Below are 15,765 nucleotides of genomic sequence, written 5' to 3'. Positions count from 1 at the left end.
GCGTCCGTCTATACGCGGCCCTGCATGGCCTTTGCCAGTCGCAGTGCGGTCTCCTCGCGGCCATCCGAGCTCGCGGTTCTCACCTTGACACCGCAATAGTCGCCTTCACGGCAGGGGAACCACAGCTCGCCGTGCATCGTGGCGTAGGTGGCGCCCTCGACGAATCCGCTCACCGGCTCCCCGGTCTCTGCCACGGCCTCATACTGGTCCTTGGGCAGCACCGACGCGTAAATCGCCTCACTGAAGCCGTCCTTGGCGCTGGAGGCGACCCAGACGCACCCGCCGAACGTGTAGTCGTGCTTACCGCCGTCATTCGGGCCGATCGCCGAGGCGACCTCCTCCTGGGTGAGGAACTTGCAGCTTTCGTCGCTGCCGGGGTCCTCCCCGCCGGCGTTCACGGTGGGAAGGCCTATCGCACTCGGGTGATCCGCAGGGCTGGAAACGTCCGAGTTGCCGCTTCCGCAAGCCGCGACGAAAGCCAGCACAGTTCCTAGAATCGCAGCGTGCGTAAACCTTCTGAGGGTCTTCACGGACGGTCCTTTCGTATACGGGTGCAAAAGTAAAGAAATCGCGTCATCGCAGAGCTGCATGCCGGCCGTATTGGTGTCGGACCGGCGCGGTCGTGGGGGAATTCCCGGACAAACTCAAGGACGTACCCCGTGCCAAGCGCAGTTGCGACCGGACGTGCCAGGTGCGTCCGGGAACCGTCACCGCGGCGCTACAGCGGGATGTCCATTTGTCTTGGCCTGCCAGGTTGGGCCACCCAAGGTCCCAGCGTCTCCGACCTCCCAAGCACTAACATCCAGCTGCGGGGGTTTGAGCGCGTGATCGAAGGAGCTGGCAAGACTATGTTCGGACAGTTGGCAGGCGGCAACGATCTCGGCCTGCCTTCTCCCGCACCGGGTCCCGGGGCTCCCGCAAGTCTGGCACTGCGTTCAGGGGCCACTGTCATCGACCTTGCGATCGCCGTGCCTGTCATCCTTGTGCCGCTACTGGCCTTCGAGAGGATCGTCCTTGCCGGGGTCGGGGACGAAGGCGCCAACATCTGGCGACTGGTTGCAGTCCTGTGGGTTGTCGCCTTTTTGCTGACATATTCGCCCTTCAGTACCTACCGCTGGGGCCGCACACTGGGCAAGCGAGTCATGGGACTGAAGGTGGTCAGAGTCGGCAGCGACAGCCGGCTTGGCTACGGGCGGGCGCTGATACGTCACCTCGCCAACGTAGGGATAGGGCTTGTCCCGGTGATCCTGATCGCGAACATCTCCTTGATCGGCACGGACGCGCAGCTGCGGGGGATGCACGACCGGCTCGCCCGCAGCGCAGTTGTGCGCACCCGCTGAATCGTGCGGCGGGTGTGCCTCGACGGCGCCGTCAGCCCAGGAGGCGGCGTCCGTGGGGGCGGGCGTGCCAATGACGTCGGTGAACTCGCGGCAACAGGGCGTGAGTTGCTCGCGGTCCCGTTCGCCCGCGACGCCACCGCTGCCCTCGGGGGAGCGGACGCGGGGGCGTGAGCGTACCGAGGCGGTACAACTGCCGCTGGTGGGGCGTCGGCGTCGGGCCCGTGTACCGGTGCCAGGCGTCGGCGAAGGCGGTGGCGGGGTCGGCGCTGACGCCCGGAAGGCAGTGGCCGAGGCCTGCCAGCCGGGTTCGAAGGGTCTCGGTCACCGTCAGCGGGAGGGTGTGGAGTGCCGGGCGCGCGTGCAGGAAGCCACCCCCTCCGGCGAGAAGGCGGTCGAGGTCTTCCGTGAGGTGCCAGTCATCCGGGCGCATGCTTCATGATTGCTCGTGATGCCGCCGCGCGCCCGTGATTTTCCGCCGGGGAGACGGCAGGCGGTTCAGCAACGGGAGACGGCACGCTCCGAGTTGCCAACGCGCCGAGGGCACATCCCGTTCAAGAAAAACGAACGTTCGTCTAGACGTTGGCTGATCGATACCGGAGGATGGGCACGCGAAACGGAACGATCGTTCGCGGAAGGGGAGGTGGCATGGATGCCGTACGAGCCGGGGTCACCGATGGCCTCGTGCCGGGCTCCGCGGGATGCGGGGCGTTGGCGGTGTCCGCGGCAGGCGGACCGGGCGCCGTCGGGCCCGGCGCCGGCGGCCCCACCGCGGCCCGAGTGCCGAGGGGCCGGAAAACCGGAAAACCCGTTAACGGGACTGCTCGATGGCATCGCTGACGGCACCTCATCGCGATTAACGCCCCACTAACATCTCCTGGCTAAGCTCGAGGAAATCAACGGCCGAGCGAGTGTCCGCGCCACGGCAAGATCGGCAAGATATGCCTTCGTCCATTCGGATCGGGAACTTCGATCGGCGAATCCACCGTGACGCCGGCGTCCCGGATTCCGAGGCGTCGAAGGCAGGTTCACAAACGGGTCCTCGGTGATTCCCGGGCGGCGTGCTGCCGATCGGGAATTCGGGACGGCCCGGCAAGAACAGTCCATGCACGACGGTACTTGGGTGAAGCGGGAAGGTGGCATTTGATGCGAACTGGCGACCAGTACTTGGAGTCCCTCAGGGACGGACGCGTTGTCTGGGTCGGAGGCGATCGGATCGACGACGTCACGAAGCACCCGAAGACCAGGGCAGCGGCCAAGAGTTTCGCGAAGTTCTACGACCTGCATCACGCGCCCGAGATGCAGGACGTCATGACCTTCGTCGACGACGACGGAGTGCGTCGTTCGATGATGTGGTTCAAGCACGGGGACGCCGAGGGGTTGCGGCGCAAGCGTGTGTACCTGGAGAGCGTGATCCGGGAGCTCGACGGCGGATCGATCGGACGGACCCCGTGCGCGAACAACTACGGCCTGGTCACCTACGAGGAGGACCCGCAGCCGTGGAGTGACCAGTCCGTGGGCACCGGCGGGCGTGACCTGACCGGGGGCATCCGGAAGTTCCTGGATCTGGTGAAGGAGGGCGACCTCAACTGCGCCTTCGCCTTCATCGACCCTCAGATCGACCGGTCCAAGCAGCACGCGGCCAAGACCGCGCTGCGTGTCGTGGAGACCCGCGACGACGGCATCGTGGTCCACGGTGTCAAAGCCGTGGTCACCGGTGCACCGTTCGCCGACTACCTCCACATCGGCGTCTTCTACCGCCCGGGCATCGAGAGCGAGCAGGTCATCTACGGCGCCTGCCCGGCGAACGCGCCGGGCGTCACGATCGTCTCCCGCGAGGCGACGGTGCGGGACGACCCCGAGAACCACCCGATCTCTTCGGCCGGTGACGAGCTCGAATGCACCGTCATCTTCGACAACGTGTTCATTCCGTGGGACCTGGTATTCCACCTCGGAAGTCCCGAGCACGCTTCGCTGTACCCGCAGCGCATCTTCGACTGGACGCACTACGAGTCGCTGATCCGGCAGATGGTCCGGGCCGAACTCATGGTCGGGCTCGCGATGCTGATGACCGAGCACCTCGGCACCTACCAGATTCCGCCGGTACAGGCGCGCCTGGCGCGTCTCGTCGAGTTCTACCAGACGATGCGAGCCCACGTGATCGCGTCCGAGACGGAAGGGTTCATCTCGCCCTCGGGGCTCTACAAGCCGAACGTCCTGCTCTTCGACTTCGGCCGGTCGTACTACCTGGAGAAGTTCGCGGAGATGAGGAACGAGGTGGTCGACCTCGCCGGCCGCGCCTCGCTCCTGTTCCCCACCGAGGACCAGTGGAACAACCCCGAACTGCACGACTGGCTGGAGCCGTTGCAGGCGGGTGCGGTCGGCGAGCCCTACGACCGCGTGCGCATCTCGCGCGTCATCCGTGACCTGTTCCTCTCCGACTTCGGCGACCGGGTGAGCACCTTCGAGCAGTTCAACGGGACCCCGATTCTCGGCACTCGGATGCACACGATGAAGCGCTCGGAGCTGTCACCCTCCGGGCCGCTCACCCACCTCGCCCGGAAGGTCTGTGGCCTTCAGGAGGCCGACGCCCCCGAGGTGACGGCGTACACCGAGCAGCCCGAATATGCCCGGCGCCTCGACGGCGCACGGCTCGAGGGTTCGCAGGCCCGCTGAGCCCGGCAGCGGCACAGGGGCGGTGCAGGGGCGGTTCGCGGCGGCTGTCGGCCGCGAACCGCCCGCCCATACCGCCCTGGGCAAAGGCCCGATGAGGATCAGCAGCAACCAGCGGGGGATGCCGGCCCTGGCGTCCCTCGCGTGTGAAAGGAGAGAAGGACATGGCTTACTACATCGCACGTGCGGCGGACCGGAAGTTCTCCGATGTCGAGGGCGTCCCAGGACTTCGGCAGTCGCTCCTGGTCGGACATGAGCAGGGCGCTGCTCACCTGGAAGTGAGCCTGTACGAGCTGGCTCCCGGGGCGACGACGGGCTGGGCGCGCTGTCCGTTCGAGGAGTCGTGGGTCATCACCGGCGGATCCGGCGAGGCCTCCTTTGCCGGGCTGCGCTACGAGGTCGCCTCCGGTGACTACGGTGTCGCGCCCGTCGGCATCGCCCACTCACTGTCCGCGGGTGACGCGGGACTGACGTGGCTCGGGGTCCGCGCACCGAAGCCGCCGACGTTCGACGGAGCCCGCAGCAGCATCGCCGCCAAGCCCTCTCCGGGGGAGAATCTCGGCCGCCCGTCCGAGACGGACCCCCGGCATCGCTTCGTCGGGCACTTCGAGGACTCGGACATGGCCCCCTACGCGCAGTTGTCGATGCCCGGCTACCACGGTCCCAACGTGAAGAACATCAGCCTCAGGATGATGGTCGACCAGCTCCTGGGAGCACAGCACCACACCGTCTTCGTGTGCGAGATCGCGCCGAAGTCCGGCCCGGGTCAGGCCGCCAAGGTCCACTACCACCCGTTCGAGGAGATCTACTACTTCACCTCCGGCGGAATGCGGGGGACCCTCGACGGCAACGACGAAGTCGTCCAGACCGGGGACCTGGTGTGGGCCGGCACCAACGGCACGCACGGTTTCGTCAACGAACGCGACGAGCCGGCCCGGTGGATCGAAGTGCAGTCGCCGATCCCGCCGACCTCGGACGGGTTCTTCTTCCCGGACGACTGGCGCAAACTCCCGGCGGAGCACTAAGGACCACGGGGGCGCGACGACCGATGGGTGACTCCGATTCCGACCGGCCGAGCGGCTCGAAGGCGCCAGGTCGGCACCCTCGTGCGATCATCCGGCGGAAACTGGCGACGCCGGAGCCGTCGAAGGACATAGTCGTCCGCGAGAGGCTCAATCAACGGTTGCGGGACATGCTCGACCGCCACACCGTGGTGAATGTCTTCGCGACAGCCGGGGCCGGCAAGACCACGGCGGTGGCTCTGGCCGTGAGCGGCCTCGACAGGCCCGTCGCCTGGCTGTCGCTGGACGGCACGGAGCGCGCGGCGGGACGCCTGCTCGTCTACCTCGAGGCGGCTGTCGAGGGTGCCGTCCCCTGCGCCGCCGATGTGGCCTCCGACGCACTGAGCAGCAGCCTTCACATCGGTGAGGCAGCGGGGCTGCTGGCCGAGAGCCTCCAGGGGAGCCGGCTCATCCTCGTGTGCGACAACGTGGAACGCATCGCCTCCGACGAGGGGTGCATCGCGGTGCTGTCGTCCTTCGCGCGCTATCTGCCGTCCGACGTGAACCTCGTGCTGATCTCGCGCGTCGACGTCCGCCTCGACTCGGGCCCGACGAGCGAGCGTGACCGGGTGGGCGAGCTGGTCGAGAGCGATCTCGCCTTCGACGCCCAGGAAGCCGGCGCGGCACTTCGCACCGTCGGCCACATCGACGTGCATCCGGCGCAGGCGGTGGCGGCGACAGGGGGCTGGGTCACGGGCGTCCTGTTCGAGGGCTGGCGTCACGCACGGTCTCGCGAGCTGGATCCGGACTCGCTGCGGTCCTATGTCGCGGCGAACGTCTTCAACTCACTTTCCCTGGTCGAGAGGACGTTCCTGCTGCACACCAGTCTGCTGGAGGAGATATCGGTCGAGGGCGCCCGCGCCATGGGCCAGGAGAACGCGGCACAGGTCATGACGGACCTGCGCGCCCGGCATCTTCCGGTGACATGGTGCTCGGACGGTTCGCGCATGACGCCGCACCCGGTGTTCCGCGACTTTCTGCGCGCGGCTCTGGGACGGCAGGACGCCGGGACGCTCTCCCAGGTCCGTCGCAGGCACGCCGAGCTCCTGATCGCCCGCGGCGAGCGCGAGGAAGCCGTCGATGAGTTGCTGCGGCTCGGGGACCTGGAGGCGGCCGGAAGGCTGGCCGCCGTGGTCCTTCCCAGCCTCGTCGCGCGGATGGACTTCGCGCCGGCGGCACGCTGGCTCGACGCACTGGGGGCGTCGGTCCGGACTCCGACCTCGGAGATCGGATCGGTCATCCTGCGTGTGGCGTTCGCACTCGAGCAGTGTGATCGCGGAGTGGAACTCGTCGATCGTCATGGATACGCGTGGCTCCCGGAGCCGGGGGCTCCCGATTTCGAGGAGGCCCACGTCCTGGCCTGCTGGTGCCTTTGGCACTCCGGGCGGCTCGAGGAGGCGCGGTCCGTCGCCGATCACCTGCCGGCGGGCCGGAACCGGCTCATCGCGTTCACGTTGATCGCGCTGGCCACCGGCGAGAAGCCACCACCGTTTCCCGAGCACTCGACCACGCCGTCCGGACCACTCGACGGTCTGCTGATGCGGCTGGCCTTCTTGCGCGGTCGCCTCGAAGGACTCGACGATCCGGGTTCGTTCGATCCGTGGCGAACGATACTGGGCGGCCCCTGGGTCGTCGCCGCACTGCGCGCCACCGGGCGACTCGATGCCGCGATGTCGATGTTCGAGCCGCGCAGCGGTTCGTCGCAGCCGGTCTGGCTGCACGCCGTCGACGCCGTCGACCTCATGCTCGACCTCGGCCGCGGAGAGGAAGCCTGTGCGTCCATGAGGCGCGGGAGAGAGCTCATCGCGGCAACCGGCTCGAAGGTGTACAAGAACATGAGCCTGCTTGTCGAAGCCAAGCTGTGGCTGCGGCTCGAGGGCGACACACAACGTGCCGACCGCGTGCTGGCGGAGGCGGCCGCCAACGGAGCCTCGGAGTACGTCCTCACACGGGAGACGTCGCAGATCTGGTCGGGTCTGTCGTTGCTTCTGCAGGACAAGGACGCCGAGGCGTACGAACTGCTGGCGGCATGCGTCCTGAGCATGCAGAAGGGAGACCGGCACCTCGATCTCCCGACGGCCGCCGTGTACCTGGCCGAGGCGCAATGGCGTCTCGGCCGCGAGGACGAGTCCGACGCCACGGCCGACCTCGCGATCGTCTCGGCCACGGCGCAAGGATCACAGCACCTGCTGCTGACCGCCCTGGCGGACGTGCCTTCGGTCGCGGCCAGAGCTGCGGACACGAAGTCCAGTCGGATGTCGCCCTGGCACGAGATCCTCGCCGCCCTCTCGGGCCAGCATCCCGTACGCGTGAACGTGAGCAGACCCCGCCTCGTGCTCGAGGAGTTCGGTGAGCCGGCCCTCACCGTCGACGGGAACACGGCTCAGCCCCGGTTGATGAAGAGCGTCGAGCTCCTCGGCTATCTGCTCGGGACACCCGACCGCAGTGCCACCCGCGAAGAGCTTCTCGGAGCGCTCTTCGGTGGCCGGAACGATGCCGCCGGCCGCAGCTATCTGAGGCAGGCGCTCTACCGGCTTCGTGAGGTGCTGCCCGACGACCTGGGCCCGACGCAGGAGGGCGATGTCTTCCGGCTGGTCGGCCCCGCGCTGGCCATGGGCTCGGCGCAACGGGCGGTCGACCTGGTCGCCCAGGCCGGGAGACAGGACGGGGAGACTCGTCTCCAGACGCTGTCGGACGCCCTCAGCAGTGCCGACAAAGGGCCCTACCTTGCGACGGTGTCAGGCGTGTGGGCGGCCGAGCGTCGCGTGGCCCTGGCCGAGACCTTCCTGTCGGCCCGGGTCGACGCGGCCAGGCTCGCCTATCGGATGAACCGGTATCGCCAGGCGAAGGGACTGGTCGACGCTGTGCTTCGCGAGGACCCGTACCGCGAGCAGGCCTGGCGACTGGCCATCCAGCTGGCGCATGCCAGCGGCAACGACGACGCGGTGCTCGCGCTCTACCAGCGGTACGTCGCGCGGATGCGGGAGCTCGGTGTGCCGCCGTCCGACGAGGTGCGCCGACTGGTGACGCGGCTGCGCCTGTAGGTCCGGCCGATTTCGCGCCGATAAACATGCCGCCGGTCACACTCGGGCCACTTGGTCACAGGCAACGCTCAAGCCGTCTCGTTACAGGCAACGGAGGGCAACATGGGTACATCGGGCACGCAGGGCATGGCCGCCACCTACCGCGGAGCGATGGCGCGGTTCACGACCGGGGTCACGATCGTGACCACCAGGACACCGAACGGACCGGCAGGGATGACAGCCAGCGCTGTCGCGTCCGTCTCGCTGGACCCGCTCATGCTGCTGGTGTGTGTCGGGAACAACCTCGCGACGAGGGACGCGATCTCCGGCTCCGGAGTCTTCGCCGTCAGCGTCCTCGCACGGGGCCAGGAACACCACGCGCTTCGGTTCGCGAGCCGGTGTGACGACAAGTTCGCCGGCATGGGGTTGCGACCCGGCCACGACCTCGCCGTTGTCGACGGCGCGGTCGCGTATTTCGTCTGCAACGTGAACGAAGAGGTGGCCGGGGGAGACCACACGATCTTCATCGGCGAGGTGGTCAGCTGCGGCTACTCCGCCGACGCGGACCCCATCGTCTACTTCGGCGGGCGATTCGGCAGCCTCTGCGATCCCCAGTACCATGCGCAGCTCGCCTTCGACTGGCACCTCGCCGCATCGATGTAGCCAGACGCCGCCCAGGTGCCCGGGCCGGCAGCTCGCATCACCGCGGGGTGCCGGGCCGGGTGATCACGACAACCAGGAGATGAATGTGAACGTATCCGTGCTGGGTCTGGGGCAGATGGGGTCCGCCATCGCCGAACGGCTCATCGTGGCAGGCCACCAGGTCAGTGTCTGGAATCGGTCGAAGGGCAGGGCGGACGGCCTGGTGGCCAAGGGCGCGATCGAGCTGGACGCTCCCGGTGAGGCGTGGGTCCGGTCGGAGGTCTGCATCACGATGGTCGCGGACTCCCGTGCCCTGGCCGATGTGGCGCTCGGGCCCGACGGGGGGATCGTCCATGCCGCGTCCGGCAAGGGACGGACTCTCATCGACATGAGCACCGTGTCCGCGGCGGTCTCCCGTGAGGTGGCCGACGCGGCGGCGGCCGGCGGCGTCCAGTACCTGCGCGCTCCCGTGAGCGGAAATCCGGGTGTCGTGCGCGCCGGGAATCTCACGATCATCGCCTCCGGTGAGGACGCCGTCTTCTCAGCCGTGGAGAATCTGCTGCGCGACATCGGTCCCCATGTGTTCTACGCCGGCGAGGGGGAAGCCGCCCGCATCATCAAGCTGGCCCTCAACCTCATGGTGGCGGGGACGGCCGAGCTCCTCTCCGAATGCGTCGCACTGGCCGAGGGCCACGGCGTGCAGCGTGACAAGCTGCTGGAGGTCGTCGGCGCCTCGGCGGTCGCCTCGCCGTTGGTGAAGTACAAGATCGGGCCCCTCCTGGCGGACGACTACACGTCGACGTTCAGCTCGCGGCTCATGCGCAAGGACCTGGACCTGGCCCTGGAGTCGGCCGCGGCCGCCGGGGTTCCGCTGCCGGTCACCGGCGTCGTGCAGCAACTGCTTCAGGCGTGCATCTCGACCGGCCTGGGCGAGCTGGACTTCATGGCCCTCCTCATCCGCCTGCAACGCGAGGCCGGCCGGCTTCCCGCCTGAGGGGAAGGGCGGAACGGACGAGGCTCCTCGGCGGGTGAGTGAGATGTCTGACATCTCAACTCTCCTGCCGAGGAGCCTCGTTGCTTACGCATCCTGCTCGACGTGCAGCACCTCGATCAGGGCGCGGGTCGGTTCCCTCAGAGCTGGGCTTCCACAGGTGCGGGCGCCTCCGGCATGTCCAGCTCGAAGGCCATGACACGGTGGAAGCGCGACAAGGCATTCCACACACTGATGCACATGACAAGCTCAACCAGCTCCGCCGCGTCGAAAGACCACTGCACGTCTTCGCGGACACGCGCCGAGACGCCGGTGAGGCCGTCCTCGAGGGCGACCGTCGGAAGGGAGACGGTCATCTCCTCGGCCAGCTGAAGGGCCAGCCGCTCCCGTTCGGTGAAGCCGCCGAGCTCGCCCCTCGCGACGGCCGCGAGCTCGTCGGCACCGACCCCTTTGGCCAGCGCGGACGTGCAGCGGTGACTCGCCGTGTAGCGGCAGTGGTTGAGTACGGCGACGCGTACGGCGACCAGCTCCTTCACGCGTTGCTCCAACGCGCCCGGCCCGTTGAGCTGCCCGAGGAAGGGCAGGTACGTGGCGAGCAGACCAGGGCTGTTCCCTATGCCGGCCCAGGTGTTCAGCACTCCGCCCCAGGCACTCACCCCCTGTGCGAGGGCGGGTTGGTCGGCCGACGAGAACTGATCGGATGTAAGGAGCGGTACCAGTGCCATGGGAGTCACCTTTCGACGGGTCCTGCCTGGAAACGGCAAGCTGGGGGTGGGGGTTGGACAGATTCCGGGGAAGTGGCCTCGTCCGCGGGCGCGGTCTCACGGCGCGATGCAGCGCCGGGCCTTCGGAGGCCGAGCGCGATCCCCATCGTCGCGTTGAGCCACGGCACGAGGAACGTCAGGGCGATACGAACCGTGAGTGCCCACGTGAGCGGGGCGTCCCGGACCTGGGAGTACAGGTTGACCATGAACAGAGTCGACCCGACCACCAGGGCGGCCGCGGTCGTCTGCGCCATCGCCCTGCCTCGTACGGCGCCGCGCAGCGCCACGCTCCAGGCGACAGGTGGAGTCTTGGCTCGAGGGTCCTGCTCGGGCAGGCTCATCGCGTCCTTCAACTCTGGACGACAAGCCGCCGGTCAGAGGCCGTCAGCGCCGTCCGGCCGGCGGGACCGGGACCCCGTCAGCGTGTTCCGATGAGACTGGGAGTCACGCTCGGTCGACAGCGGTCCCGAGACGGAGAAGTAGCGCCGGCCCGCGACGAGAAGCTCCTCCGCCGGGAACTTGGTGATCACCTCGCACCCGTCCGCGGTCACCACGAGTTCCTCCTCGATCCGGGCCGCGCCCCAGCCGTCCTTCGACGGCCAGTAGGTCTCCAGCGCGAACACCATGCCCTCTTCGAGCACTTCGGGGTGTTCGAGGGACACCAGCCTGGAGAACACCGGCTTCTCCCAGATCGACAGCCCGACACCATGGCCGTACTGGAGTGCGAAGGCCGCTTCCTCGTCGGCGAACCCGAACTCCTGCGCCGTCGGCCACACCGACACGATGTCCGCCGTCGTGGCCCCGGGCCGGACGAGGCTGATCGCTTCGTCCATGTACTCACGGCACCGCGTGTAGGCGTCGCGCTGGGCGGATGAGGCGCTGCCGACGGCGAACGTGCGGTAGTAGCAGGTGCGATAGCCGTTGTAGCTGTGCAGGATGTCGAAGAACGCCGGATCTCCGGGCCGCACGATGCGGTCCGAGAAGACGTGGGGGTGCGGTGCACACCGTTCCCCGGAGATCGCGTTGACCCCTTCGACGAATTCCGAGCCGAGGTCGTAGAGGGTCTTGGCCACCACACCCACGCACTCGTTCTCGCGCACGCCCGGCCGGAGGAACTCGTAGAGGTTCTCGTAGGCGGCGTCGACCATCGAACAGGCGTGGGTGAGCAGATGGATCTCGTCACGGGTCTTGATGCGCCGGGCCTCCAGGAACACCTGCTGGCCGTCGACCACCGTGATGCCCGCGTTCTGCAGGGCCATCAGGACCGGGAGTTCGATGACGTCGACGCCGAGCGGCTGGTCCAGGAGGCCGTAGAGCTCGAGCTCGTGCTTGATCTTCCGGGCGACGGAGTCGGCCATTCCGACGAGAGGGTTGATGGCACCGCGCAACGTCGAGATGCCGGCGCGGGCGCCGCTCGGGTTGCGGGGGTCGGCTCCGTGGTGGGCTCCGTGCGGATCGCCGTCCGAGTGGGCCTTGGAGTAGTCCAGCCAGGGGTTGTACAGCTGGTGGTGCTTGGCGGCTGAACCGAAGTCCCAGACGATCGGCTCACCTCCCCTGACCAGCAGGGAGAACCGGATCATCTTGTCGATCGCCCATGTGCCGATGTTGGTCGACGTCATGTAGCGGATGTTGGCGAAGTCGAAGGCGAGGACGGCGCCGAGGTCGGACTTCTCCAACGACGTGCGCAGACGGGCCAGCCGCTCGTCGCGGAGCCTGCTCATGTCGACGCGTGTTTCCCAGTCGACTGCGTTCGGTCCAAACGTGGGTATCGCCATCACAAGTCCTTTGCCGAGCGGACAGTTGTGGGTAGGGGAGACGCACGCGCACCGCCGTCACTCGATATGGCGCCCGCGTGTTCAGTCGGACTTAACACCTGTCGGGCGGGCGGCGTCAACCGTCCGGTCCGGGCGCTCGGTTCCCGGCACACCGCCGACGGTGACCACATGCCACAGGCCGCTCGCCGGCTCATCGCTCTCGTTCACGTACAAGTGGGGGACCGCGGAGTCGAAGCTGATCGACGAGCCGGGTTCGAGATGGTGGGTCTCGAACCCGAGGCGGACGGTCAGGCGCCCCGACATCAGAAAGCCGTACTCGCGTCCCTGGTGGCTCATCAGCCCCCCGTTCGTGGAGGAGCTGCTGCCCGGTGGATAGGTCACGAGCAGTGCGTCGACCAGCGGGTCAGGACTGGGCGTGAGCCGCTCCCAGGTGACGCCGCTGTCCATCACGAGCACGGCCCGGTCTTCGGGCGTCACGAGAGGCGACGCGGGGGCCGCCGACGGGCTGGGGCCGGGCTCCGTCCCCGGTCCGGCGAGGAGCTGGTCGAAGGAGATGGAGAGTTCGGACACCAGGGCGTAGAGGGTGGCGACCGAGGGTTCGCAGTGCCCGTTCTCGATCTGGGACAACATGCTCGCCGAGATGCCGGCGCGGCGACTCAGCTCGCGGACGCTGAGCTTGGCCTCGGTGCGAGCGGTGCGCAGTCGAGCGCGTGCTTCCGGTTCCACGGGTCCGTCCCCTCCTCGATGCCCGCCATGCGGCATGCGGGCGGCCGTTGATCGGCGTCGGACGTGGCCCGAGGCTGATGTGCAGTAATGCTAAACGAGACTTCCGGAAGCCGGGGAACTCCTCCCCATGAGTGTGCCGGGCACTGTTAACCGTTCGAGAGGTGCGAGGCGGCTCAACCGCCCTCGCGTGAATCACGTGTTAACCACGATTGCAGCGTCCTCAGCGCTTCGGTTCCACTCTCCGCGGAAGCACATAGGCGCTGACTGGAGGAACCGAACATGGCTGCAGGTTGGAACTTGGAGGGCCGTACGGCTTTCGTGACCGGTGGTAGTCGAGGTCTGGGCTTCGCCATCGCGCAGGCACTGCTCGAGCGCGGGGCCAAGGTGGCGATCGCGGCCAGGGACGAAGCGGCCGTCAAGGCTGCCGCCGGCCGTCTGGCCGCTGGATTCGCCGCGGGGGACGTGCTTTCCGTCGTCGCGGACGTCACCGACGCCGAGTCCGTCAACAGCGCGCTGGCAGAGGTCCAGGCGTGGCAGGGCGGCCTCGACATCCTGGTGAACAACGCCGGGCCGCAGCTCACTCCGTCCCCTCTGGCCCAGGTCGACGAGGAGGTCGTCGCGTCGGCCTTCGACACGAAGCTCATCGGGTTCCTTCGCGTCTCGCAGGCCGCTCTCCCGTTCCTGAGCGGAACCGGCAGCGGCAGCATCGTCAATGTCGTCGGCGCCACCGCACACGCGGTGATTCCCAACACCGGTGCCACGGCCATCGTGAACGCGGGCGTGGTCGCGCTCACCAGCTATCTGGCGAGCGAGGCCGCTGCCGGCAACGTCCGGGTCAACGCGATCTCCCCCGGAATGACGAAGACCGAGGGCTGGCTGACCAAGACCGAGGCCATGGCCAAGCAGCAGGGCAAGAGCGCGGAAGAGGTCCGGGCCGGCATGGTCCAGGGGCTCGGCATCCGCCTCAACCGCTGGGCCGAGCCCGCAGAGATCGGTGCCGCGGCCGCGTTCCTGGCGTCCGACGACGCCTCCTACATGACCGGTCAGGTGCTGCGCGTCGACGGCGGGTTGACGAAGCCCGTCGCCTGATCGCGGGCCCTTCGGCGGACGCCGTCCAAGGCTCCCTCACCTTGGACGGCGTTCCTGGTCCGGCTGCGTGGACGTCCGGCGAGTGCCCTGCAACATCGACAGCCTGGAGTTCTGGGAATGCTGATCGGAATCGTGAGTGAAGCCCGCCGTGGCGAGACGCGCGTTGCCGCGACTCCCTCCACAGTGGTCCAGCTGGTGAAGCTGGGGTACGACGTCGTGGTGGAGCCGGGCGCGGGTGGGTCGTCGAGCTTCCCGGACGAGGCGTATGCCGGGGCCGGTGCGCGACTCGGGGACCCGCTCGCGGCGGACGTCGTGCTCGGGGTGAACGCTCTGTCTCCGGAGCAGTTGGACGCGTTGAAGCCGGGTGCGACGGTCGTGGGCATCATGGGACCGGCGTTCGACCCCGACCTGGTGGCGGATCTCGCGGAGCGGCCGATCACGGCGCTGGCGATGGACGCGGTGCCGCGTATCTCGCGGGCGCAGTCGCTGGACGTGCTGTCGTCGATGGCGAACATCGCGGGCTACCGGGCGGTGGTGGAGGCCGCTCATGTCTTCGGCCGGTTCTTCACCGGTCAGGTGACGGCCGCGGGCAAGGTGCCGCCGGCCAAGGTGCTGGTCTGCGGCGCGGGGGTGGCGGGCCTGGCCGCGATCGGCGCGGCCGGAAGCCTGGGCGCCGTCGTGTACGCCACCGACCCGCGTCCGGAGGTCGCCGACCAGGTCAGGTCGCTGGGGGGCGAGTACCTCTCGGTCGAGGCCGGGGACGCCGGTGAGGTGGAGGTGTCGGCGACCGGTTACGCCAAGGAGATGTCCCAGGACTACAACACCCGCGCGGCCCGGCTGTACGCGGACCAGATCACGGAGACGGACATCGTGATCACGACAGCGCTGATCCCGGGCCGGCCGGCGCCGACGCTGATCACCACCGAGATGGTGGCGTCCATGAGAGCAGGCAGCGTGATCGTGGACCTGGCCGCCGCGAACGGCGGCAACGTCGAAGGCACGGTCAGGGACGAGGCGGTGGTCACGGCCAATGGTGTGACGATCATCGGCTACTCCGACCTGCCCGGCCGGCTGCCCGCGCAGGCGTCCCAGCTGTACGGCACCAACCTGGTCAACCTGATGAAGCTGCTGACCCCGGGCAAGGACGGGCGGCTGGTGCTGGACTTCGATGACGTGGTGCAGCGGTCCATGACCGTGGTGCGCGACGGCGAGTCGACCTGGCCGCCGCCCCCGGTCCAGGTGTCCGCCGCGCCGACAGCCGCTCCCGCCTCCGCGGCCCGTGCGGCGAAGCCGGCCGGCTCCCAGGCCAAGGCGCCGATGCCGGCCCGCAGGCGGTTCGCCGCGGTCGGAATGGGCGCCACGGCGCTGTTCCTGCTCGCGGCCATGTCACCGCCGGGCCTGCTGGGACACCTGACGGTGTTCGCGCTCGCGGTGGTGATCGGCTACTACGTGATCGGCCAGGTGCACCACGCCCTGCACACGCCCCTGATGAGCGTGACCAACGCGATCTCGGGGATCATCGTGGTCGGCGCCCTGATGCAGATCGGCCATGGTGACAGCCCGCACGGCGCAGCGGTCACGGTGCTCTCGACGATCGCGATCCTGCTGGCCTCCGTCAATGTCTTCGGAGGCTTCGCGGTGACCCGCCGGATGCTCTCCATGTTCTCGAGAAGCTGAAGGGCTC

12 protein-coding genes are annotated in these 15,765 nt (G+C 68.3%); 8 read left to right on the top strand and 4 right to left on the bottom strand.

Annotation, left to right across the window (positions count from 1 at the left end):
- Nucleotides 1–8: 8 nt before the first annotated feature.
- Nucleotides 9–530, bottom strand: coding sequence for a hypothetical protein (locus tag ACFWVC_RS21375; RefSeq protein WP_384288114.1), 522 nt, complete (start codon nucleotides 528–530; stop codon nucleotides 9–11).
- 294 nt (nucleotides 531–824) lie between these two features.
- Between ACFWVC_RS21375 and ACFWVC_RS21370 the strand changes: the two genes are divergently transcribed.
- From ACFWVC_RS21370 to ACFWVC_RS21345, 6 genes are all read left to right on the top strand, one after another.
- Entirely contained in the window at nucleotides 825–1,340 is a 516-nt protein-coding gene (locus ACFWVC_RS21370) for an RDD family protein (RefSeq protein WP_384288109.1), read from the top strand.
- Nucleotides 1,341–2,483: 1,143 nt separating this feature from the next.
- Nucleotides 2,484–4,013: a 4-hydroxyphenylacetate 3-hydroxylase N-terminal domain-containing protein gene (locus ACFWVC_RS21365; protein ID WP_384288105.1), complete on the top strand. Its 1,530-nt coding sequence runs from the start codon at nucleotides 2,484–2,486 to the stop codon at nucleotides 4,011–4,013.
- A gap of 161 nt (nucleotides 4,014–4,174) precedes the next feature.
- Nucleotides 4,175–5,035, top strand: coding sequence for a cupin domain-containing protein (locus ACFWVC_RS21360; RefSeq protein ID WP_384288101.1), 861 nt, complete (start codon nucleotides 4,175–4,177; stop codon nucleotides 5,033–5,035).
- Between the two features lie 23 nt (nucleotides 5,036–5,058).
- Nucleotides 5,059–8,115 carry a BTAD domain-containing putative transcriptional regulator gene (locus ACFWVC_RS21355; protein WP_384288284.1) on the top strand — a complete coding sequence of 1,019 codons (3,057 nt, stop codon included), beginning with the start codon at nucleotides 5,059–5,061 and terminating at the stop codon, nucleotides 8,113–8,115.
- Between the two features lie 102 nt (nucleotides 8,116–8,217).
- Nucleotides 8,218–8,757, top strand: a complete 540-nt coding sequence (locus tag ACFWVC_RS21350; protein WP_384288098.1) for a flavin reductase family protein — start codon at nucleotides 8,218–8,220, stop codon at nucleotides 8,755–8,757.
- A gap of 85 nt (nucleotides 8,758–8,842) precedes the next feature.
- Nucleotides 8,843–9,730, top strand: coding sequence for an NAD(P)-dependent oxidoreductase (locus ACFWVC_RS21345; RefSeq protein WP_384288094.1), 888 nt, complete (start codon nucleotides 8,843–8,845; stop codon nucleotides 9,728–9,730).
- A 137-nt stretch (nucleotides 9,731–9,867) separates the two neighbouring features.
- Here the strand turns inward: ACFWVC_RS21345 and ACFWVC_RS21340 are convergent, their stop codons facing one another.
- The 3 genes from ACFWVC_RS21340 to ACFWVC_RS21330 all read right to left on the bottom strand — a co-directional run bounded on the left by ACFWVC_RS21340 (nucleotide 9,868) and on the right by ACFWVC_RS21330 (nucleotide 12,992).
- Entirely contained in the window at nucleotides 9,868–10,452 is a 585-nt protein-coding gene (locus ACFWVC_RS21340) for a carboxymuconolactone decarboxylase family protein (RefSeq protein WP_384288091.1), read from the bottom strand.
- Between the two features lie 413 nt (nucleotides 10,453–10,865).
- Nucleotides 10,866–12,266, bottom strand: a complete 1,401-nt coding sequence (locus ACFWVC_RS21335; RefSeq protein ID WP_384288089.1) for a M24 family metallopeptidase — start codon at nucleotides 12,264–12,266, stop codon at nucleotides 10,866–10,868.
- 81 nt (nucleotides 12,267–12,347) lie between these two features.
- On the bottom strand, nucleotides 12,348–12,992 hold the full coding sequence (locus ACFWVC_RS21330; protein WP_384288087.1) for a helix-turn-helix domain-containing protein: 645 nt from the start codon (nucleotides 12,990–12,992) through the stop codon (nucleotides 12,348–12,350).
- A gap of 279 nt (nucleotides 12,993–13,271) precedes the next feature.
- Here ACFWVC_RS21330 and ACFWVC_RS21325 point away from each other — a divergent pair, with 279 nt between their 5' ends.
- Both ACFWVC_RS21325 and ACFWVC_RS21320 read left to right on the top strand, forming a co-directional pair.
- Nucleotides 13,272–14,081 carry an SDR family NAD(P)-dependent oxidoreductase gene (locus ACFWVC_RS21325; RefSeq protein ID WP_384288085.1) on the top strand — a complete coding sequence of 270 codons (810 nt, stop codon included), beginning with the start codon at nucleotides 13,272–13,274 and terminating at the stop codon, nucleotides 14,079–14,081.
- A 117-nt stretch (nucleotides 14,082–14,198) separates the two neighbouring features.
- Nucleotides 14,199–15,758: a Re/Si-specific NAD(P)(+) transhydrogenase subunit alpha gene (locus ACFWVC_RS21320; RefSeq protein WP_384288082.1), complete on the top strand. Its 1,560-nt coding sequence runs from the start codon at nucleotides 14,199–14,201 to the stop codon at nucleotides 15,756–15,758.
- Nucleotides 15,759–15,765: the final 7 nt, after the last annotated feature.

It is taken from the genome of Streptomyces sp. NPDC058691 (assembly GCF_042714775.1).
Lineage (GTDB): Bacteria > Actinomycetota > Actinomycetes > Streptomycetales > Streptomycetaceae > Actinacidiphila.
Note: the sequence above shows the minus strand (reverse complement) of the source record. Positions and strands in the feature narration are given on the sequence as shown.